Origin of the sequence: Glycomyces sp. TRM65418, from assembly GCF_019710475.1 — a bacterium.
Lineage (GTDB): Bacteria > Actinomycetota > Actinomycetes > Mycobacteriales > Micromonosporaceae > Glycomyces.
On sequence record NZ_JAJFAX010000007.1, the window covers coordinates 188,905 to 209,641 of the forward strand.

Sequence of the window (20,737 nt, forward strand, 5' to 3'; positions counted from 1 at the left end):
GGAAGGCATGCGCGCCGCCGAAACCGCCGCCGAACCCGTCACCGAGCCCGACCCCGCGCTCCCCGAGCCCGCCAGGGGCGCGGCCGAGCCCGCCGGCGCCCCTCACCCCCTCCCCGACCCCGGCGTGCTCGCCGAGCGGCTCCTCCCCTGGTTCGACGCCCACAACCGCACCGAACTCCCCTGGCGCCGGCCCGGCACCACCGCCTGGGGCGTCCTCGTCTCCGAGGTCATGAGCCAGCAGACCCAGGTCGCCCGCGTCGCCCCCGTCTGGGAGGCCTGGATGGCGCGCTGGCCCGCCCCGGCCGACCTCGCCGACGCCCCGACCGCCGACGTCCTCCGCGCATGGGGCCGCATGGGCTACCCGAGGCGCGCCCTGCGCCTCCAGGAGTGCGCGCGGATCGTGGCGACCGAGCACGGCGGCGTCGTCCCCTCCGACCCGGCCGAGCTCGAACGGCTCCCCGGCATCGGCGTCTACACGGCCGCCGCCGTCGCGGTCTTCCACTACGGCGGGCGACACGCGGTCGTGGACACGAACGTGCGCCGCGTCGTCGCCCGGCTCGGCGGCCGCAGCGACGCCGGGAACGCCACCTCGAAGGCCGACCTGGCCGCCGCCGAGTCGCTCCTGCCCGGGGACGCCCCGACGGCGGCGCGGGTCTCCGTCGCGCTCATGGAGCTCGGCGCGCTGGTGTGCACGGCGCGCAAGCCCGAGTGCGGCGCCTGCCCCGTGAGCGACGTCTGCGGGTTCTCCGGCCAGGAGGTCCCGGCCGGGCCGAGCCGCAAGCGCCAGCGGTACAAGGGCACCAACCGGCACGTGCGCGGCGAGATCATGGCGCTGCTCAGGAACGCCGACGAACCGGTCGAGCGCGCCCGGATCGACGCCGTGTGGCCGGATGCGAGGATGCTCGACGAGGCCGTTTCGCAGCTCATCGCGGAAGGGCTGATCGGGACCGACGAATCGGGGCGATTCGAACTCCCGTCCCAGTGACAAATCCGCCGACCGCTGGTAGCGTCGGATTTGAGAGAACTTCACGATGCTCGGTCGGCGCCGATTCTCAAATCGGCGGCCCTGGGTCGAACCTCACTTCGTCAACAAGTGAGGCGCCGGAAGGACCGCGAGGTCCGACTCACCGCCGGTGCCAGGGCCGAAACGCCTACCGCAGGGCCGCCCCTGAGCGGCCGGCCAGGAACACGACGACGCGGCTCGCGCCATCCACCGTCGCGTCGACCGCGGACCGGCCGCACGTCAAGCGGGCCATGCGGGAGCGGACGCCTTGAGCGACGGCCGCGACCGAGCAACGGCAATGCCGTTCGGGTACCGCGCGCTCAGATCCGGGCGGCATTGCTACGCGTCTCCCCCCGGTTTCATCCGCACACCCCGACTGCACGGCCCCGTCGCCTGCCGGCCGCCTCCGAGTGGCACGGCCGCGGCGGGGCCCGTTTTCCGCCCCGCGCGAGCAGGTGGATCGCATCTACCGCGCCCGGTCGGGCGGGGTTCGGGACGGCATCCGCGAAGGCTGCGGACGAAGCGGGCGGGGAAGTCTTCTCAAGCGGTCTCGGCGCTGCGGGCGACCGGGGCCTCTTCCCGCTTCGCCCAGCGGACCAGCCACCACACGATGAGCACCGCCGGCAGGCCCTTGATCATCACCCCGGCCAGCACGCCGAGCACCCCCAGCCCCAGGCCGTCCCGCAGCAGGGGCGAGTTCCACAGGGCGTGCAGGGCGATCACGCCCGCCAGGGATCCGGCCGCGATCCACACCGACCTGGCCGTCTTCCGCGTCGCCGCATACGCCACCCCGGCGCCGACGATCGCGGTGAAGACCGCGTGACTCCACAGTCCCGCGAGGACGCCGCGCACGATGAACACCGCGATCACCGGCTCGACCACGTCGCCGGCCCGGTTCACGACCGTGCTCGACATCGCGAAGGCGTAGCCCTCCACGATCTGGAAGCCCACCCCGCAGAACGCGCCCAGCACGATCCCGTCGAGCACGCCGTGGACGCGGCCCCACGCGATCGCGACCACCAGGACCACCCCGGCCGCCTTCACGACCTCCTCGACCACTGGGGCGGCCAGGACCGGCGACCAGCGCTCGGCCCACGCCGGCCCCCACATCGTGGCGAGCAGGCCGTGCAGGGCGCGGGAACCGAACAGGGAGGTCATCACCGCGACCGTCGCGCCCCAGAGGAGGCCGAGCGCGGGCGCGGCGGCGGGGAGCGCGAGCCGATCGGCGAGGCGGCGGCGCAGCCACCAGAACGGGAGGGCGAAGAGCGAGAACAGCACGAGCGCGGTCGTCCCGGCCCGGGGATAGGCGAGCGCGACGGGAAGCGTGTTGTACAGCAACAGGATCGCCGCGGCGCCGATGAGCAGCAGAGCCGTCCACTGCGTGGGCGACGCCGGGTCGGGGCGCATCAGGCCGCCTCGAAGGACAACTGGGCTATGAGCGCGTCGATCCTGTCCACAGTGGCAGAGTCTAGCGAGGAACCCGTGGCGGTGACCTCGGCACGGACGTCATCGTGGACGAAGGCGCACGCGAAGCCCGCCCCGGTCTCGGTGACGAAGCTGCGCCCCGCGCCTTGGACGCCGTCGGCGGCGCAGTCGCGCGGATCGGTGAGATGGACGCCCGGCTGGGCTTCGAGGAGGCGGGCCATCTCGTCGGCCAGGTACTCGGCGTCGAAGCCGTAGGGCCCGGCGACGACGATGTCCACTTCGGCGTCGCCGACGAGGAACTCGACCCGCCCCGATTCGGGCTGGTAGTAGCCCGGGCGCATCCGGACCGCGGCAGGGGCGGTGAGGGTGACGCCTTGGAGCGTGAAGGTCTCGCCGCCGACGTCGACCGTGGGGGAGACGGCCTTGTTGAGGAGGGGGATGCCGAGCGCGAAGGCGAGCACCACTGCGGCGACCGCAATGGCGACGGTGAGGCTCCTCGTACGGGACACGCTTCAAGCGTGGCACGTGATCTCCCGAGGCGCATCGGGAATGTCCGCCCATGGGACCTGCGCGGCAGTTTCGAGCATGCGGCGGCGGAGGGCGGCCGCTTCGCGGGTGCGCCGAAGGCGCTGCGGGGACGCGAAGCACCCCCGGTGCCCGTGGCGCCCGGGGGTTCGGCAAAGAACGCGGGAGAGGGGCGCTCGACCGGTGCGGACCCGGTGGCGCACTGCACCTTTGCGGGCTCGGCGGGGCGACGCCCTCGAAGGTTCGGGAGCGGGCCCCTGAGGGAGGGCCCGCTTCCGTCGTCGTCGGGCGGCCGCGGCGCCGACTTCCGCGGCTTCTTCGGGCATGAGGTCGGAAGGGTGGTCCGGCCTCGGTGGTTCTCGCGCTGAGTCACCCCAGCGATGTCGCGGTCAGCTTCGGCGGCGCCTGGTCGGTGGCGCCTCCGGGCTACTCCGCGGCTTCGCGCTGGGCCGGGATGTCGCCGTTGATCAGGGAGCGGATCTCGGACTCGCGGTAGCGGCGGTGGCCGCCGAGGGTCCTGATCGCCGAGATCTTTCCGGCCTTCGCCCAGCGGGTGACGGTCTTGGGGTCGACGCGGAACATCGCGGCGACCTCAGAAGGGGTCAGCAGGGCTTCGGATTCCACCGGAAGGTTCAGCTCTGTCGTCATCATTCTTCTCCTCCACAGACGGGCTGCGAATCACCGGCGCCGAGCCTTGATTCGTTCCTTCTCTAATCGTCCGGCCTGTCGTAGATGTCCGACATAGGCCGAACGGCCGAATTTGCTTGGACTTTCCGCTCGTGCCACTCATCCGAGTGATCACTCCACAAGCGAACCGGCTGGCAGCGGGCCCGGCTCGTCCACCCGGCGGCGATCAGTTCAGGCGTTCGGCGAGACGACGATCACGCCATCGGTCGACAAGGCGGGCATAGCGATCCTGCGCCTCCTCGGTCTCACCGGCGCGGAGGTGGTCCAGGGCCTCCCAGGTGAGGTCGACCGAGTCCTCCTCGCGGAGCTCCTCGGCGTCCATGCGGGAGGCGAGGCCGCCGTAGTCGAGCTCCACGATCGAATCGCGGTGGAAGCCTTCGAGCCACGCGGCCGTCTCGGCCAGGGCCTCGGCGAGTTCGGCGTCCTCGCTGAACTCGGCGCGCACCAGGTTCCGGGCGACCGCGAGTCCCGTGCGGGACCGGGCGATCGGGGTGCGGTAGCGCAGCTGCGCGGTTCCCGGCTGGACGAGCAGTTCGCGGTCTTCGGGCCGCACGCATGCGAACCAGCGCAACGGGACCGACCAGGACGCGACGTGCTCGTGCGCGTCGGCCGGGGCGTCGTGCCGGTCGACGCCGTCGTCGAGGGCCACCACTTCCTCGGCCGAGGACAGGAACTCGGACGGGAACAGCGCCTCGGCGACGGCCTCGGGGGTCAGGCGGCGCACTTCCAGCGCGGACGCGGCGATCCGGTAGCGCAGGTTCCAGGGGCACACGAGCGGGTCGGCCTCGGGGCCGCGGTCGATGACGTACGCGTCGCGTCCGAACGAGGGCACGCCCCGCCACGGCCAGCCGATGCGCTCGTACAGGGCCTCGCGGCGCAGCCGCGGTCCTTCGAGCGGGTCCACGGCGCGTCCCGAAGCGGCGTACGCACGCCAGTAGTCGGCGTCGGCGAACGCGCCCGCCGGCTCGTAGACGCGCAGATAGGACGCGTTCGGTGCGTACACGAGGCAGATACTTCCACAGTCCTATGCTGAAGGCGTAGGCATACCCGCGCTACGAGACGAGTCGGCCGAGACCCGGCCGCCCCCTCGGGGCATGGTGGAGCGGCGGACTGCAGTGCGGCGGACCGTGAACGCGGAGCGTTCACCCGCCCGCCGACGGACCCGCAGTCCGCAGCGCTACCGCGCCCCGCGAGAAGAACTGGAGAGCAAGCCATGAGCATCTTCGACGGCAGCGGCCACGAGCAGGTGGTGTTCTGCCACGACCCCGATTCGGGATTGCGCGCGATCATCGCGATCTACTCCACCGCGCTCGGCCCGGCCCTCGGCGGCACCCGCTTCTACCCCTACGCCTCCGAAGAGGAGGCTCTCACCGACGTGCTGCACCTGTCGGAGGGCATGGCCTACAAGAACGCGATCGCCGGGCTCGACCACGGCGGCGGCAAGGCCGTCATCTGGGGCGACCCGAACGTCGACAAGAGCGAGCCGCTGCTGCGCGCCTACGGACGCTTCGTCGACTCGCTCGGGGGGCGCTACGTGACCGCCTGCGATGTCGGCACCTACGTCGAGGACATGGACCACGTGGCCCGCGAGACCCGCCACGTGAGCGGCCGCAGCCCCGAGGCCGGCGGCGCCGGGGACTCCTCGATCCTGACCGCGTTCGGCGTGTTCCAGGCGATGCGGGCGGCGGCGCAGCACCGGTGGGGCGCGGTCGACCTCACCGGTCGGACCGTGGGCGTCGCCGGGCTCGGCAAGGTGGGTCGCCACCTCGTCCCCCACCTGCTCGAAGCCGGGGCCGAGGTCGTGGCGTGCGACGTCGACCCGGCCGCGGTCGGCTGGGCCGCCGGGAACTTCCCGCAGGTGCGCATCGTCGAGGGCACCGACGAGCTCATCGCCGCCGGCATCCACGTCTACGCGCCGTGCGCCATGGGCGGAGTCCTCAACGACCAGTCGCTCAAGGCCCTCGACGCCGAGATCATCTGCGGCGCGGCGAACAACCAGCTCGCCGAGCCGCACATCGCCGACGAGCTGGAGCGCGCGGGCATCCTGTACTGCCCGGACTACGTGGTGAACTCGGGCGGGGTCATCCAGGTCGCCGACGAGTACGACGGCGCGTTCGACTTCAAGCGGGCCGAGCGGCGCACCGCGGGCATCTTCGCGACGACCGCTCGCATCCTCGAACGGGCCAAGGGCGAGGGCATCACCCCGCTCGCGGCCGCCGACGCCATCGCCGAGGAGCGCATCGCCGCGGTCGGCCGCCTCCAACGCGTACGCCTGTTCCGCTGACGCGGGAGCACGGCTCCGCGTCCGCGGCGGCCGCTCTGAGGTGCCGATGCACGGCTCCGCAGGCGGCCGCCGCGGGTCGTTTCGCGGGGGCTCGAGCGGCGCGTCGCCGCCGCCGAGGCGTCCGTTCGTGCACCGACCGTCGTGAACCGACCTCACCGAGCGAGCGCGCCTCTCACGATTCGGTCGGCCGTTCGTCCCGGTCTGGCCCTCATCGCCGGTAATCTGTGGCATCCAACTCATGGGCCGGGATGCAGTGAGGCGCCACGAGGTTGTACCGTAGGAGCCACGAAGAGATTGCAAGCATTCCGGGGCGCCTTATCGGCTGCCCCGATGATTTCTGTGCGAGGGGGTCGAGCCATATGGGGCGCGGCCGAGCTAAGGCAAAGCAGACCAAAGTGGCCCGGAAGCTCAAGTACCATGCTCCGAACACCGACCTGCGCGCTCTCGAGCGCGAGCTCTCGGGCGGTCGTGAGGATGCGATGGACATCGAGCCCGAGCCTCCAGAAGTGGAGGAGCCGGACCCGTATGACGCTTACGCCGACGATCGGTACGACGGAGACGATGACGATCTCCGTGAAGATGACTGGATCCCGCCTAAGAAGCAGTTAGCAGGCAGGCTCTTCGGTTCGCCGCCGTGAGCCGGCCAGGCGGACCCGCCCGACCGTTACCCGCAATCTCCATATCCAGTGCGTGCAGGCGTCTTCACCGACCCCTGCACGAGCCCGTCTCCGCCACCGGCGCCCCTCCCCACGAAGGGCCTCGACCGGATCAGGCGCTGGACCAAAGACTTCGGATACCGGCGCGGACGCGAGTCTTTGGGGCACAACCGATAGACCTAACACGAAGAGGCGGCGCGACCTGGGGTCGCGCCGCCTCTTCGGCTGCTTGCGGGCGGTTACTGCTGCGGCGCCTGCGGCCACTGGTTCTGCTGGTTCGCCGGCGGCGCCTGCGGGTTCTGCGGCTGGACGGCCGGCTGCTGCCCGGTGGGGTAGCCCTGCCCGGCGGCCGGGGGCGCCTGCTGCGCGGAGGCCGAGCCGGGGACCATGAGCGCACCGGCCACGAACAGGCCGTACGCGGCTACGAGCAGGAGCGCGCCGATCCAGGCCGAGGCGTCGGAGGCGGAGTTCCCGTCGCCGAGGGCCAGCATCGTGAACAGGAGCCGCGCCAGGAAGATCGTCCCGCCGGCGATCGTCAGCACCTTCCACAGCGGCCGCAGCCGCTCACCGGTGAACAGCGTCAACGCGAACATGACGATGACGCCCACCAGGATCGAGAGGACGCCGCCGTTGAGCTCGTCGCGGACGAACCCCGAGAGCGTCGTCCCGTCGAGGCCCGCGAAGTCGGAGCCGCCGGAGCTGGTGCCGGCGATCAGGCCGGCCAGCGCCAGCGCGCCGAGGCCGGAGAGGCCGAGGATCGCGGGCATGGACGGCACACCGAGCTTGTCGAACAGCGACGGGGCCGGGGGAGCGTAGGCCGCGTACTGCTGCTGTGCCTGGTACTGCGCCTGCGGCGAGGCGTAGGGCGCCTGGGGGTACGCCTGCTGTTGGGGCTGGCCGGAGGTCGGCTGCTGCGGATACGCCGCACCTGATTGCTGTTCACTCATGCCCTCATCATGCCTTGGGCGGGCAAGTGAACGCATCCGGGTTGTGCGACCTTTCCCAGTTTGGAGCGGGAGCGGCGGGCGGCGGGGCGCGGATCCGGCGGGCGATCCGCTTCCCGCCCTTCCGGTTCCGGAACAGGGCCGGAGCGGGGGCGTCTCGTTCGGATTCGCGGGCCGCAACCGCAGCGCCGCGGGCGTCCGAGCCCGTAGTCTGGAGCCATGTCGCAACGTCTCCGTCCCGTTTCGCCTATTTGGGTGGCAGGCCGTCCGCAGCACGGCGAGGAGGAGTTCTTCGTCACCCACCCCTACGACGAGTCCCCCGTGGGCGCCACCTCGTGGGCGACCTCCGGGCAGGTGGAGGCCGCGGTGGCCGCCGCCGCGGGAGCCGCGTCCGAATGCGCGGCGCTGCCCGCGCACGTGCGGGCCGAGGCCTTGGAGCACGTGCGTCGGCGGCTGGACGAGGAGGCCGAGACCTGCGCGGAGCTCATCACCGCCGAGTCGGGCAAGCCGATCGCGTGGGCGCGCGTGGAGGTGCACCGGGCCGTCTCGACGTTCCGGTGGGCCGCCGAGGAGGCGCGCCGCTTCAGCGGCGAGGTGCAGCGCCTGGACACCGATCCGAACGCTGACGGCCGCATGGCGATCATCCGGCGCTTCCCGCGGGGTCCGGTCCTGGGGATCAGCCCGTTCAACTTCCCGCTGAACCTGGTGGCGCACAAGGTCGGTCCGGCGATCGCCGCGGGCTGCCCGATCGTCCTCAAGCCGGCCCCGGCGACGCCGCTGTCGGCGCTCCACCTCGGAGCGCTGTTCTCCGAGACGGACCTGCCCCCGGCGATGCTGTCGGTGCTGCCGGTCCCGAACCACCGGGCCGGGCAGCTCGTGGAGGACCCGCGGCTGCCGGTCGTCTCGTTCACCGGCTCGGTACCGGTCGGCAAGCAGATCCGGCGGCAGGTGCCCGAGAAGCACGTGACGCTGGAGCTCGGCGGCAACGGGTCGGTGCTGGTCGCCGCGGACTACCCGAAGCGGGACTGGGCGGCCGAGCGGATCGCGCTGTTCGGGAATTACCAGGCCGGGCAGTCGTGCATCGCGGTGCAGCGGGTGTTCATCGAGGCGCCCGCGTTCGCCGACATGGCCGGCCGGATCGTCGAGCGCGTGCAGGCGCTGCCGACGGGCGACCCGAACGACCCGTCCTGCAAGGTCGGGCCGCTCATCGACGCCGACGCGGCCGCGCGCGTCGAGGCGTGGATCGAGGAGGCCGTCGACGAGGGCGCGAAGGTCCTGTGCGGCGGCGGGCCGCGGGACGGGGCGCTCATCGAGCCCACGGTGCTCGCGAACGTGCGCCCGGACGCGAAGGTGCTGCGCGAGGAGGTCTTCGGGCCGGTGCTGGTGCTCGCGAGCGTGGACGGTTTCGAGGCCGGGCTCGCCGCGATCAACGACTCGCGGTACGGGCTCCAGGCGGGCGTGTTCACCGACAGCCTGCCGCAGGCGATGCTCGCCCACCGGGCGCTCGACGTCGGCGGCGTGGTCATCGGCGACGTGCCCTCGTTCCGGGCCGACCAGATGCCCTACGGCGGGGTCAAGGCCTCGGGCGTGGGGCGTGAGGGCGTGCGGTCGGCGATGGAGGACTATACGGTCGAGCGGGTGCTCGTCCTTCCGGACAGTCTTTGAGCCGCGGATTCGGTCGACGCGGCCGCGTCGGCCGCAAGCAGGCCTGAAGACGGCCGAGCGGTGCGTCACCGCGCATCCGTGACGTGCGGGCAGGTTCGGCCACAGTCGTCCCCGCTGACCTGCGATGCCGGCAACTGACGGCCCGCCCTGCCGCCGTCGCCGCTTGACAAGTCCCTATAGCGTGGCGGACATGACTGTCCCTCCGAATTACGGTCCTCCGCCGGAGCAGCCGCAGACCCCCGGCTACGGATACCAGTCGCCGTACAACGGCGGTCAGCCCTCCTACGGGAGCCGGCCGCCGCAGCCCTCGTACGGCGGCCAGCCGCCGTACGGACAGGAGCCGCCGGCGCCGTACGGCGGGCCGGTCCTCCCGCCGGGACCGCCCAAGCGGAACCTCGCGCTCATCGGCGGGGTCCTCGTGGGCATCACGGTGCTCGTGCTCGGCGCGGCCCTGCTCATCACGATGAACCTGCGCGACGACGGGACCGAGAGCGCCGCGGAGGACGCGACGAGCTCGGAGGAGGCCTCCGAAGAGGCCGCCTCGGCCGAGGAGCCCACGACCGAGGAGGCGCCGGCCTCCGAAGTGGGCCAGTGCCTCCCGTACGAGCCGGTCGTCGAAGGCGACGGCCTGGGGCTCGTCGACTGCGGGGACGCCGCCGCGTTCTGGGAGATCACCGGGCAGTCCTACGAGGTCACCGACGTGCCGGTGGACAGCGAGGGCAACCTGACCGACACCACCGCCGCCGTGGAACTCTGCGGAGAGGACTGGGGCGTCAACCACCTCGGCGAGACGTGGACCAACTGGCACTACGTGTACTCCTCGGGCACACTCGACTCGCTCTACTGCATCAAGGCCACCGGCGCGCCCGACCCGAACGAGCCCGAGCATCTGCCGTACACCCCGGACGTGGGCGACTGCTTCGACGAGGCCTCCGAGTGGTGGACCGTCGACTGCTCCTCCGACCTGGCGGTGTACAAGGTGGTCGACACCGTCGTCTACGACGAGCCGGTCGAGATGACCGAGGACGAGGCCCAAGAGGCCGCCACATGCGGCGGCGAGTGGTACTGGCAGATCACCGACACCCGCGGCAGGACCTCCGCGATCATCTGCGCCAACGGGGTGTAGCCGACACGGCCCGGCGGCACGCCGCCGGGTCCGCTGAGGCACGACGAGAGCGGGGGCGGCCTGAGGCCGCCCCCGCTCTCGTCGCGTATGCCTAGCCGAAGCGGCCGGTGATGTAGTCCTCGGTGCGCGGGTCCGACGGGTTGGAGAACAGGCGCTGGGTCTCGTCGAACTCGACGAGGAAGCCGTAGCGCTCGCCCGACTCGTCGACCTCCGCCGAGTAGAACGCGGTCGAGTCCGAGACGCGCGCGGCCTGCTGCATGTTGTGGGTGACGATCACGATCGTGTAGTCGCGGACCAGCTCGTTCATGAGCTCCTCGATGCGCGCGGTGGCGATCGGGTCGAGCGCCGAGCACGGCTCGTCCATGAGCAGGACCTCCGGCTGCACCGCGATGGCGCGGGCGATGCACAGGCGCTGCTGCTGGCCGCCCGAGAGGGCCAGGGCGCTCTTCTTGAGATTGTCCTTGACCTCGTCCCACAGGGCCGCGCCGCGGAGCGCCTGCTCGACGCGGTCGGCGAGGTTGTCCTTCATGCCGTTGATGCGCAGGCCGTAGGCGACGTTGTCGAAGATCGACTTGGGGAACGGGTTGGCCTTCTGGAAGACCATGCCGATGTGGCGGCGGACCGCGATCGGGTCGACGCCCGGCCCGTAGATGTCCTGGCCGTGGAAGGTGACCTCACCGGAGACCTTCGCGCCGGGGATGAGGTCGTTCATGCGGTTGATCGAGCGCAGGACCGTGGACTTGCCGCAGCCCGAGGGTCCGATCATCGCGGTGATCTGGTTGCGGGCGACCGGCAGCGAGACGTCGCGGACCGCGTGCGCCTTGCCGTAGTGGATGTTCACGCCCTTGAGTTCGATGACCGTCTCGGTCTCGACGTGCGCGCCGGCGCGGCCCTGCGGAGCGAGGCCTGCGAGGGGGGCTTTGGCACGAGTACCAATTTCGTTCACGGTCACGCGAACTCCAATCACCGAATGTCAACCGCCGTTAACGTGTCCTGTACTCATCAAACGCCATGCAGGTGCACGACGAACGACACCCAGGTGAACTGCGAGTGAATGGAGTGCGCGCAGCGTCACTCGCGGGAAGCACGTCGAGCGGGCGGCGACGATCGCGGACATGCGGCGGCCCCTTGGCGAGCCCTGCGGGCCGAATCGGCGCCCTCGGCGTCAGCGCCTACGACGATCAACGCCGCCGCGCGTTCAGGCGTGCTCGGGCGGCAGGAGCTCGTCGTTCGGGTAGCCGCCGAGCAGGTCGTCGGAGGCGGTGAGCGCGAAGTCGTCCGCGATGCCGACCTCGCCGAGGTCGACCGAACCGGCCACGTCGCCGTCCTCGGCCAGCTCCATGAGCATCCCCCGGATCACCGGGGCCGGGACGCCCGCGTCCTCGGCGAGCGCCGCCAGGTTCACCGTCACGGTGGCCGACTTCGCCCCGCCGGGCAGCACGAAATGCCCCTCGTCGTCGAACTCGTACTCGACCCCGCCGACCCGCCGGATCGCGATCGCCGTCAACTCCTCCAGGTCGCCGCGCTGGTCGGCGGCCTCCTCGATGGCCTCGAGCTTGTCGAACGCGAGCACGTCGAACGGGTTGATGTACAGCTGCGGGGCGACGAACAGCTTGCCCTCGCGCATCTCGGAGCGGTACAGCCCCAAGGCGAGCAGGAACTCCAGGAGGTCGCGGACCGTGTGCGGCACGGGCAGCCCCGCGCGCCTGCAGTGGGTGGTGAAGGTGTCGATGCGCTCGCTGCGCTCGGCGGTGGCCCGGTCGTACTCCTCGCGGGCCTCCTTCTCGATGACCTCGGGAGAGGCGCCCAGGTGGTGCTCGGAGGCCTCGGCGATCCAGTCGTCCACGTCGCCCGGGTCGCACCAGACCGGCTCGTTCCAGATGTCGTCCTCGGGGAAGGCGTCGGCCCACCAGCTCGCCGGGAACGGGTTCACGGAGGGGACGGTGCGGAACAACTCGATGCTGCACGGCATGATGCGGATCCACGCTGGGTGCATCGGGGCTTGGACGGGGCCGGACTCGTCGCCGAAGGGCCTCTCGAAAGATTCCACCCATCGACGGTATCAGCGAAGGACGACCGGTCAGCGCCGCTGTGCCGCGACTTCGCTTTCAGCGTAGCGGCGCGGAGGGAGCCGTCCCGACGTCCGCGGTACCAGGAGTTGCCCAGTGCCCGCCGAGTGCCCAATGGACGGCTCGCCTCCAAGGAGCGCTCCCGCCGGGACGGCCCCGTGCGCGTGTCGACGTGTCGGCCCCGCCGCGGGTGCGCACCCGCCGGTGGAGGGAAGCGCCTCTCGCGTCGGGGCCGACGGGCGCCCGTCCGGCCGGGCCGGGCTAGCCGTTCGAGCGGATGCCGGAGAGGTCCGGCTCGAACTCGGCCAGGCCCACGTAGTCGGGGGTGAGGTACTCGAGGGTGCGGACCTGCTGCTCCAGCAGCTTGCCCACGGTGACGATCTGATCGGCGGCGTTGAGCACCAGCCAGTGCTCGTACTCCGCGGAGCGTTCTTCGACCTGCGCCTCGGCGGTCACAGCGGCTTCCTCCCTGATAGGCCGTACTTCACGACATCGTGCGATCCGAACAACGTAATGCGCAGTGAGTCCTGCACGGATTCATGACACGCGCCCGGCGGGCGAAATACGCGCCCGCGCAGGAGATCACACCGGTCGCGTTCAGGATCGCAGCACGAGCCGGAGCGTCGACACGCCGTCCTCGGCGATCTCGACGGGGACGCCCCAGTCCTGGCGGGTGAGGTGGCACGCCGGGTGCTCGGCCTCGGCGTCGCACGTGGCCGCCTGGGCGACCACTTGGAGGACGCCCCGCTCGATGCCGTCCGCGAGCACGAGGTCGCGGCCGAGCTCCTCGCCCTTGCCCGCGCCTGCGGCGAGGAGCTGGGGCGGGTCGGCGGAGACGGTGACCTGGATCGGGGAGCCGAAACTGTAGTCGAGCTTCTGGCCCGCGGCCGGCTCGAAGAGCACTTCCAGCCGCAGCGCGCCGGGGGCGACCCTGGTGCGCTTGCGGGCGACCCGGTGGTGCTGCCCGGCGACCGCGGCCTCGCCCAGATCCGGGGCGGCCAGGCGGTGGGCGGCGGATTCGACGACGATCACGCGCTCCCCCAGGACGAGCACGTCGCTCGGCTCGGCGAGGCCGGAGGCGAGGGTGGTCATGTCGCCGGTGTCCGGGTCGAAGGCGCGCAGGGCTCCGTTGTAGGTGTCGGCCACGGCGATCCGCCCGTCGGGGAGGACGGCGAGGCCGAGCGGGTGCTGCATGAGGGCGTCGGCGGCGGGGCCGTCGACGTGCCCGAAGTCGAACAGGCCCTGGCCGACGGCCGTGCGCATCACGCCGGCCTCCACGAAGCGGAGGGCGGAGGTCTCGGAGTCGACCAGCCAGAGGCGGTCGCCGTCGGCGGCGAGGCCGGAGGGCTGGGCCATCCACACCTGGCCGAGGGGGCCGTCCTTGAGGCTCTCGACCGTGGTCCCGGCGTAGACGCCCGCGGTGCCCGCGACCGGGTCGAAGTACCAGAGCTGGTGGATCCCGGCCATGGCGATCACGAGCCGGTCCTCGAACCAGGCGAGGTCCCACGGGGAGGAGAGGTCGACCTCGAGCGCGGCGGCGGCGCCGTCGTCCATGCGCCACTGCCGGCCGGTCCCGGCGACGGTGGTGACGTGGCCGTCGGCGAGGCGGACGCCGCGGAGCAGGTGGTTCACGGTGTCGGCGACGACGACGTCGTAGCCGACCCGCTCGGCGACCTCGGCGGGGAGCAGTGCGAGGCCCTGGGGCTCGTTGAACTGCGCCTCGGCGCCGTCGGCGCGGCCGCGTTCGCCGGTGCCGACGACCGAGACGACCGTTTCGAGGTCGGGGGCGAGGCGCACGAGGCGGTGGCGGGCGGAGTCGGTGACGAGGACGTCGCCGCCGGGCAGCTCGATCGCCTTGCCGGGGAAGCGGAGCGCGGTCTCGGCGGGCGGCGCGGCCACGTACGGGCTGCCCTCGGGGTCGAGGGTGCCCTTGGCGGTGTGGGTCTCGACGAGGCCGCCGACGATCGCGTCGAGGGCTTCGAGGTGGCCTTCACCGGCCATGGTGGACACGACGTAGCCCTCGGGGTCGATGACGACGAGGGTGGGCCAGGCGCGGGCGGCGTAGGCGTCCCAGGTCTTCAGGTCGGGGTCGTCGAGGACGGGGTGCTCGACGCCGTAGCGCTCGACGGCGGCCGCGAGGGCCTCGGGGTCGCGCTCGTGCTCGAACTTCGGGGAGTGGACGCCGATGATGACGAGCGCGTCGCCGTAGCGCGCTTCGAGGGGGCGCAGCTCGTCGAGGACGTGGAGGCAGTTGATGCAGCAGAAGGTCCAGAAGTCGAGGACGACGACCTTGCCGCGGAGGCTCTCGAGGTCGAGCCGCTTGCCGCCGGTGTTGAGCCAGCCGCGGCCTTCGAGGGGGGCGGCGCGCACGCGGGACTGCGTGCGGGCGTCGGCCTCGGCCTGGGATCGAGGAGCACTCGGCGAGTCGGAGCGGTCGGAGGTCGGTGCCATCGGGCGAGCGTAGCGCGACGCCGGCCGCCGGGACCGGCGCGACGCCTGGAAATGAACCCGACTCACATCACGGGATGGGGCCGGCAGGCGCTGCCTGCCGGCCCCGGAGCCGTGTCGGACCCCCGGGATATTTTTGAACCAGGGGTCCCTTAGGGCGGGTTTATCGTGATTTATCAGCCCGTGAGATGGTTTGCCGCTACTCGGTGGCCTCTTCGGACGGGGCTTCGCCGCCGTCGCCCTCGGCGGGCGCGCCGAGCAGGCTCAGGCAGTACACGTCCTCGCCGACGGTGAGGGTCTCGCGGCCCGCGTCGGCGCATTCCTGGCCGTCGCCCACCTTCTGGACGATCTCGTAGTCCTCGCCGTCCTCGGCCTCGGCGCAGTCGATCGGCTCGGCCTGGTCGCCGCTGGTGTGGCGGACGCAGCCGCCCTCCTCGAACTTCGGGGCGGCGAACAGCAGGAAGTACACGGCGACACTCGCCCCGATGACGACCAGCGCGGCGACGGCGGCCAGGATCGGCACGAGCGCGCGCTTGCGGCCGCCGCCCGACGAGGCGGGAGCGGACTGAGGCGGGTACTGGCCGGGCGAGACCGACCCGGGCGGCATGCCCGGCTGCGAGTACTGGCCGCCCATCGGCGGCTGCGACTGCCCGGCCTGCGACGAGTCGTAGCCGGGGACCATCGACGGCGGTTCGCTGTGCGGGTTGTGCGCGCCGATGATGAGCTTCTGCGTGTCGTCGGACTGGTTCGGCTGCTGCGCGGCCGGCGGCGGCGCCTGGTAGGCCGACTGGGGCTGCGCGTACGGGTCGCCGAACTGCTGGTTCGCGGGCGGCGCCATGGGCGGCGGGACCGCTCCGGGCGACTGGGCGTTCGGCGGCGGGACGGCCCCGGGCGACTGGACCGAGCCCGGGGACGTGAGCGGGTTCGGCGGCGGGGAGGGCCAGGCCGACGGGGAGGCGGCCTGCTGGCCGGCGCCCGACTGGTCGCCGTAGGGGGCGGGGGCGTTGAAGCCCGCGTTGCCCTGCGGCGGCAGCACCTGGGTGCGCTCCTCGTTCACGTCCGGCGCGGCCGGCGGCGACGTCGGCTGCGACGGGCCGAGGCGCAGGATCTGCGTGCCGTCCTCGGCGTACTGCGGCCCCGACTGCAGCGGTTCGGGCGCTTCCGGCTCGGCGGGCGCGATCTGCTCGGGCGCGCCGTCGGCGGCCGGACCGGTCGGGACGTCGATGTAGGCGGCGGCCGAGCCCGGCGCGGTCTGGGTGGAGCCGTCGCCGACCGTGGGCGCCGGAGGCGCGGCCGGGGATTCGGGAGCGGCTTGCGGCGCTTCGGGTTCCGGAGCGGCATCGGCGGCGGGCGCGGCCGGGACGTCGGCGTCGGTGGCGGCGGCGGGCGGCGTGGCCTCGCTGACGCCCGCATCGGCCGCAGGCGCGGCCTGCGGCTCGGCGGCGGCAGGCGCCTCAGGAGCGGCCGGGGCTTCGGGAGCGGCTTGCGGCGCTTCGGGTTCCGGAGCGGCATCGGCGGCGGGCGCGGGCGGGACGTCGGCGAGGGCCGAGCTCGGCATGGCCTCGGTGACGCCCTCGTCCACCGCGGCGGCGTCGGGGCGCGCGGGCTCCGGCTCGGCGCTCGGGGTCGAGCCCGCCTCGGCGGGGGCGTCGGTCTCGGAGGCCCGCTCGGCGGCGCCCTCTCGAACAGCGCCTCCTTCGGTGCCTTCCTCGACATTGCCTTGCTCGTCGGCGGTGCGCTTGTCGTCGGGGGCCTCGCCCTTTTCAGGCGGGTTGCCTTGCTCGGAGGTCACGGCTGCTCCTCAATGCTGCTTCCGGCCTGGCGTCTTGGGGGCACGCCAGACGCGTCACACGGTACCGCAGCGACGCCAACGATCGCTCGACAGGGTTGCGGAGGCTGCGGCTCAGGACGCACTCGCGCGGCGCCTCGACGAGGAGCAACGGGCTGGTCACAGGCGCGTGAGCGGAAGGGGGCCGGTGCCTTGTGGAACGGTGCGGCGCAATCCGGGCATAAAGAGAGGCCGGGCGCCAGCGGTTGCCCACCCCTCATGGCAATCGCGGCGCCCGGCCGGTGTGAGAACCCCCTGGAGAGGGTCTCCGCGGTGCGTGGACTCGGCGCTGTCCGCCGCACCGTTGGGAGGAGATGAAGTTCGCGGTCTCGATCGCTCAAGACGGTCGGAGACTTCGAAGATATGTTTCCTCGTCGTTTCCGTGCCTCAATTACAACACCGGGGAACGAGATCCGCCAACGATTCGTCGGTGCCTTTGATCACGTCCAGGCGAGCAGTGTTTCCCCAGGGTGCTGCAGGAACGCGCCCACGTCGGCGAGGAACTGCGAGCCGAGTTCCCCGTCGATGAGACGGTGGTCGAAGGACAGCCCGAGCGTGGTCACCTGGCGGACGGCGATCTCGCCCTCATGCACCCACGGCTGCGGCCGGACCGCGCCGAACACGAGGATCGCCGACTCCCCCGGCGGGAGGATCGGCGTGCCCGTGTCCATGCCGAAGACCCCGACGTTGGTGATCGAGATCGTGCCCCCGGCCATGTCCGCCGGCGAGGTCTTCCCGTCGCGGGCCGTGCGGGCCAGCGACGTGAGGGCCTCGGCCAGCTCGACCAGGCTCAGGTCCTGAGCGGCCTTGACGTTCGGCACGACCAGGCCCCGCGGGGTGGCGGCGGCGATCCCGAGGTTGACGTCGTGCTTGACGACGATCTCCTGTGCCGCCTCGTCCCATTGGGCGTTGATCATCGGGTGGCGGCGGGCGGCCAGCAGGACCGCCTTGGCCACGAAGAGCAGCGGGGTCACCTTGACGTCGGCGAACTCCTTGCGGCCCTTGAACTCCTTGACCGTCTCCATCATGCCGGTGACGTCGCAGGTGAGGAACACCGTGGCGTGGGGCGCGGTGAACGCCGAGGCCACCATGTTCTGCGCCGTCAGCTTGCGGACGCCCTTGATCGGGATGCGCTGGTCCTCCGCCGCGGCGACCGCGCGGGTCGGTGCGGCGGCCGCGGCGGGGGCGCTGGCGACCGCCTCGACGTCGGCGCGGGAGACCGTGCCGTTCGGCCCCGTGGGGGTGACCGACGCGAGGTCGACACCGAGGTCCTTGGCGAGCTTGCGGACCGGGGGCTTGGCGAGCACCGGTCCGGTCGGCGCGGCGGGGGCCGCCGGTGCGACCGGCGCGGCGGGCGCGGGCGGCGGAGCCGGGGCGGGCGACGTCGGCGCGACCGCGGGTGCGGCCTCGGGCGCGGCGGGCGCTTCAGCGCCGCCGCGGCGCTTGCGGCGCTTCGAACCGGCCTCCCGCGCGCCGTAGCCGACGAGGTTCGGCGTGCGCTTCTCCTCCTTCGGGGCCGCGGGCGCGTCGGCGCCCTCGACCTCGAAGCTCGCCAGCGGCGAGCCCACGTCGACGGTCTCGCCCGGCTCGGCGTGGTGCTCGGCGAGCACCCCGTCGTACGGGCTGGGCACCTCGACGAGGGCCTTCGCGGTCTCGACCTCCACGAACGGCTGGTTGAGCTTGACCTCGCCGCCCGGCTCCACGAGCCATGCGGCGACCTCGCCCTCGGTGAGACCCTCACCGAGGTCGGGAAGGTTGAACGTGATCTTCTGACCCATGTCCCGCTCCTCAGTACTCAAGGGACCGGTCGACGGCGTCGAGCACCCGGTCCAGGTTCGGAAGGTAGTCGTCTTCGAGGCGGCTCGCCGGATAAGGCACGTCATAACCGGTCACCCGCAGCACCGGCGCCTCCAGGGAGTAGAAGCACTCCTCGGAGATCCGCGCGGCGACCTCGGCCCCCATGCCCACGTTCCCGGGGGCTTCGTGGACGACGACGGCGCGGCCGGTCTTGCGGACCGAGGCGAACAGCGGCGCCCAGTCGATCGGCGAGAGCGAGCGCAGGTCGATCACTTCGAGGTCCATGCCCTCCTCGGCGGCCGCCGCGGCGGCGTTCGCGGCCACGTCCACGGTGGGCCCGTAGGCGATCAGGGTCGCGGCGCGGCCTTCGCGGATCGTGCGGGCCCGGTACAGCTCCAGCTCGGGCGCGGCCGTGTCGACCTCGCCTTTCGCGTGGTAGCGGCGCTTGGGCTCGAAGAAGATCACCGGGTCGTCCCCGGCGGCGGCCTGCTGGATCATCCAGTAGGCGTCGGCCGGGTTCGCGCAGGTGACGACCTTGAGGCCGGCGGTGTGCGCGAAGTACGCCTCGGGGGACTCCGAGTGGTGCTCGATCGCGCCGATGCCGCCGCCGTAGGGGATGCGCACGACCACGGGCAGGCGCACGCGCCCGCCCGAGCGGTTCGGGATCTTCGCGAGCTGGGAGACCAGCTGGTCGAACGCGGGGTAGACGAAGCCGTCGAACTGGATCTCGCAGATCGGCCGGTAGCCGCGCAGGGCCAGGCCGATCGCGGTGCCGATGATGCCGGACTCCGCGAGGGGGGTGTCGATGATGCGTTCGGCGCCGAAGTCCTTCTGGAGGCCGTCGGTGACGCGGAAGACGCCGCCGAGCATGCCCACGTCCTCGCCCATGACCAGCGATTTCGGCTGGTCCTCCAGGACGCGGCGCAGGCCTTCGTTCAGGGCCTTGATCATGGTCATCGTCGTCATCGGACGTCGCTCCCTTCCTCGAGAGAAGCCTGGAAGTCGACCGCCTGGGCACGCTGTTCCGCGATGGTGGGCGGCATCTCGGCGTACACGTTGTCGAACATCTCGGTCAGTTCCGGGTCCGTCAGGGCCATGACCCGGGAGCGCAGCTCGCGGACGAGCTCGCCCGCCTCGGTGTCGATCGCGGCGAAGTAGGCCTCGTCGGCCAGGCCCTCGGCCGCCAGCCACTTGCGGTAGCGGACGATCGGGTCCTTCGCGCGCCAGAAGTCCAACTCGGCCTCGTCGCGGTAGCGCGTGGCGTCGTCGGAGGTGGTGTGCGGCTGCATCCGGTAGGTGTAGGCCTCGATCAGGCTCGGGCCCTCGCCGTGGCGGGCGCGGTCGAGCGCGGCCTGCGTGACCGCGTACGTCGCCAGGACGTCGTTGCCGTCGACGAGGACGCCGGGGACGCCGAAGCCCTCGGCGCGGCGGTACGGCGGCAGCCGGAACTGGCGGGCGTTGGTCTCGGAGATCGCGTACTGGTTGTTCTGGCAGAACAGCACGAGCGGGGAGTTGAAGACCCCGGCCCAGATGAGGGCCTCGTTGAAGTCGCCCTCGCTGGTCGCGCCGTCGCCGTGGTAGACCACGACGGCCTCGCCGTCGTCCGTGCCGACCGCGCCGTCCTTGGCCACGCCCATGGCGTAACCGGCGGCGTGGAGGGTCTGGGAGGCGATGACGATCGCGTACATGTTGAAGCGGTCGGCGGCCACGTCGCGCCCGCCGAGGTCGGTCCCGCGGAAGAGCGCGAACGACGAGATCAGGTCGATCCCCCGGCACCACTGGACGCCGAGCTCCCGGTAGGCGGGGAAGACCGTGTCCTGGGGTTGCAGGGCCCGGCCGGAGCCGACCTGGGCGGCCTCCTGGCCGAGGAGGCTCGGCCAGAGGCCGAGCTGGCCCTGGCGCTGCAGGGCGGTGCCCTGCGCGTCGAGCTCGCGGGTGACGACGAGGTCGCGGTAGAGGCCGCGGTACTCGTCGTCGGTGAGGGTGAGGTCGTAGTCGGGATGCTTGACGCGCTGACCCTCCGGAGTCAGCAGTTGCACGAACGCTGGTTCGTTCGTCGAGGCGGGTTTCGGACGGTTCTTGGCCGTCTTCTTGGCAGGACGCTGTTGGTCGCCCATGTATGCCTCCAAGTATTCGTGTTCCGGTGTATCCAAGCATCCCAAAGTCTTGGGCGGTGCGCGTCACACCCGGCACCCGATTACTATTCGGGGCTGAAGTCTGACACTGAGTAGCCGACTAGGCCTGGGACGGCCCGCAGGCGTCGCCGCCGCGCCGAATCTC

Annotated in this window: 18 protein-coding genes; 5 read left to right on the forward strand and 13 right to left on the reverse strand. The window is 72.0% G+C overall.

Annotated elements, in window-relative coordinates:
* Window positions 1–7 precede the first annotated feature (7 nt).
* On the forward strand, window positions 8–985 hold the full coding sequence (locus tag K3N28_RS16715) for an A/G-specific adenine glycosylase (protein ID WP_228093746.1): 978 nt from the start codon (window positions 8–10) through the stop codon (window positions 983–985).
* 558 nt (window positions 986–1,543) lie between these two features.
* Here the strand turns inward: K3N28_RS16715 and K3N28_RS16720 are convergent.
* The 4 genes from K3N28_RS16720 to K3N28_RS16735 all read right to left on the reverse strand — a co-directional run bounded on the left by K3N28_RS16720 (window position 1,544) and on the right by K3N28_RS16735 (window position 4,643).
* Window positions 1,544–2,410: a PrsW family intramembrane metalloprotease gene (locus K3N28_RS16720; protein ID WP_228093747.1), complete on the reverse strand. Its 867-nt coding sequence runs from the start codon at window positions 2,408–2,410 to the stop codon at window positions 1,544–1,546.
* Window positions 2,410–2,937, reverse strand: coding sequence for a hypothetical protein (locus K3N28_RS16725; RefSeq protein ID WP_228093748.1), 528 nt, complete (start codon window positions 2,935–2,937; stop codon window positions 2,410–2,412). Before K3N28_RS16725 ends, K3N28_RS16720 begins: the two co-directional genes overlap by 1 nt.
* 442 nt (window positions 2,938–3,379) lie before the next feature.
* A complete protein-coding gene (locus tag K3N28_RS16730) occupies window positions 3,380–3,601 on the reverse strand; it encodes a BldC family transcriptional regulator (protein WP_228093749.1) in 222 nt (73 codons plus the stop codon).
* 205 nt (window positions 3,602–3,806) lie between these two features.
* A complete protein-coding gene (locus K3N28_RS16735) occupies window positions 3,807–4,643 on the reverse strand; it encodes a hypothetical protein (protein WP_228093750.1) in 837 nt (278 codons plus the stop codon).
* Window positions 4,644–4,853: 210 nt separating this feature from the next.
* Between K3N28_RS16735 and K3N28_RS16740 the strand changes: the two genes are divergently transcribed.
* On the forward strand, window positions 4,854–5,924 hold the full coding sequence (locus K3N28_RS16740) for a Glu/Leu/Phe/Val dehydrogenase dimerization domain-containing protein (protein WP_228093751.1): 1,071 nt from the start codon (window positions 4,854–4,856) through the stop codon (window positions 5,922–5,924).
* A 359-nt stretch (window positions 5,925–6,283) separates the two neighbouring features.
* Entirely contained in the window at window positions 6,284–6,562 is a 279-nt protein-coding gene (locus tag K3N28_RS16745; RefSeq protein WP_228093758.1) for a DUF3073 domain-containing protein, read from the forward strand.
* A gap of 257 nt (window positions 6,563–6,819) precedes the next feature.
* Here K3N28_RS16745 and K3N28_RS16750 read toward each other — a convergent pair whose 3' ends face one another.
* Window positions 6,820–7,527, reverse strand: coding sequence for a hypothetical protein (locus K3N28_RS16750; RefSeq protein WP_228093759.1), 708 nt, complete (start codon window positions 7,525–7,527; stop codon window positions 6,820–6,822).
* A 216-nt stretch (window positions 7,528–7,743) separates the two neighbouring features.
* Here K3N28_RS16750 and K3N28_RS16755 point away from each other — a divergent pair, with 216 nt between their 5' ends.
* Together K3N28_RS16755 and K3N28_RS16760 are read left to right on the forward strand one after the other, a co-directional pair.
* The gene (locus K3N28_RS16755) at window positions 7,744–9,189 is read left to right on the forward strand and encodes an aldehyde dehydrogenase family protein (protein WP_374209805.1); all 1,446 of its coding nucleotides are present in this window, start codon (window positions 7,744–7,746) and stop codon (window positions 9,187–9,189) included.
* A gap of 190 nt (window positions 9,190–9,379) precedes the next feature.
* A complete protein-coding gene (locus tag K3N28_RS16760; protein WP_228093763.1) occupies window positions 9,380–10,315 on the forward strand; it encodes a DUF3824 domain-containing protein in 936 nt (311 codons plus the stop codon).
* 91 nt (window positions 10,316–10,406) lie between these two features.
* Here K3N28_RS16760 and pstB read toward each other — a convergent pair whose 3' ends face one another.
* The 8 genes from pstB to pdhA all read right to left on the reverse strand — a co-directional run bounded on the left by pstB (window position 10,407) and on the right by pdhA (window position 20,574).
* A complete protein-coding gene (gene pstB / locus K3N28_RS16765) occupies window positions 10,407–11,267 on the reverse strand; it encodes a phosphate ABC transporter ATP-binding protein PstB (RefSeq protein WP_374209806.1) in 861 nt (286 codons plus the stop codon).
* 246 nt (window positions 11,268–11,513) lie between these two features.
* The gene (locus K3N28_RS16770) at window positions 11,514–12,365 is read right to left on the reverse strand and encodes a DUF6042 family protein (protein ID WP_228093765.1); all 852 of its coding nucleotides are present in this window, start codon (window positions 12,363–12,365) and stop codon (window positions 11,514–11,516) included.
* A gap of 280 nt (window positions 12,366–12,645) precedes the next feature.
* Window positions 12,646–12,840, reverse strand: coding sequence for a hypothetical protein (locus K3N28_RS16775; protein ID WP_228093766.1), 195 nt, complete (start codon window positions 12,838–12,840; stop codon window positions 12,646–12,648).
* A gap of 141 nt (window positions 12,841–12,981) precedes the next feature.
* The gene (locus K3N28_RS16780; protein WP_228093767.1) at window positions 12,982–14,835 is read right to left on the reverse strand and encodes an NHL domain-containing thioredoxin family protein; all 1,854 of its coding nucleotides are present in this window, start codon (window positions 14,833–14,835) and stop codon (window positions 12,982–12,984) included.
* A gap of 196 nt (window positions 14,836–15,031) precedes the next feature.
* A complete protein-coding gene (locus K3N28_RS16785) occupies window positions 15,032–16,624 on the reverse strand; it encodes a hypothetical protein (RefSeq protein ID WP_228093768.1) in 1,593 nt (530 codons plus the stop codon).
* Window positions 16,625–17,100: 476 nt separating this feature from the next.
* Window positions 17,101–18,438, reverse strand: a complete 1,338-nt coding sequence (locus K3N28_RS16790) for a dihydrolipoamide acetyltransferase family protein (protein ID WP_228093770.1) — start codon at window positions 18,436–18,438, stop codon at window positions 17,101–17,103.
* Between the two features lie 10 nt (window positions 18,439–18,448).
* Entirely contained in the window at window positions 18,449–19,423 is a 975-nt protein-coding gene (locus K3N28_RS16795) for an alpha-ketoacid dehydrogenase subunit beta (protein ID WP_228093771.1), read from the reverse strand.
* Window positions 19,420–20,574, reverse strand: coding sequence for a pyruvate dehydrogenase (acetyl-transferring) E1 component subunit alpha (gene pdhA / locus K3N28_RS16800; RefSeq protein ID WP_228093772.1), 1,155 nt, complete (start codon window positions 20,572–20,574; stop codon window positions 19,420–19,422). Before pdhA ends, K3N28_RS16795 begins: the two co-directional genes overlap by 4 nt.
* Between the last annotated feature and the right edge of the window lie 163 nt (window positions 20,575–20,737).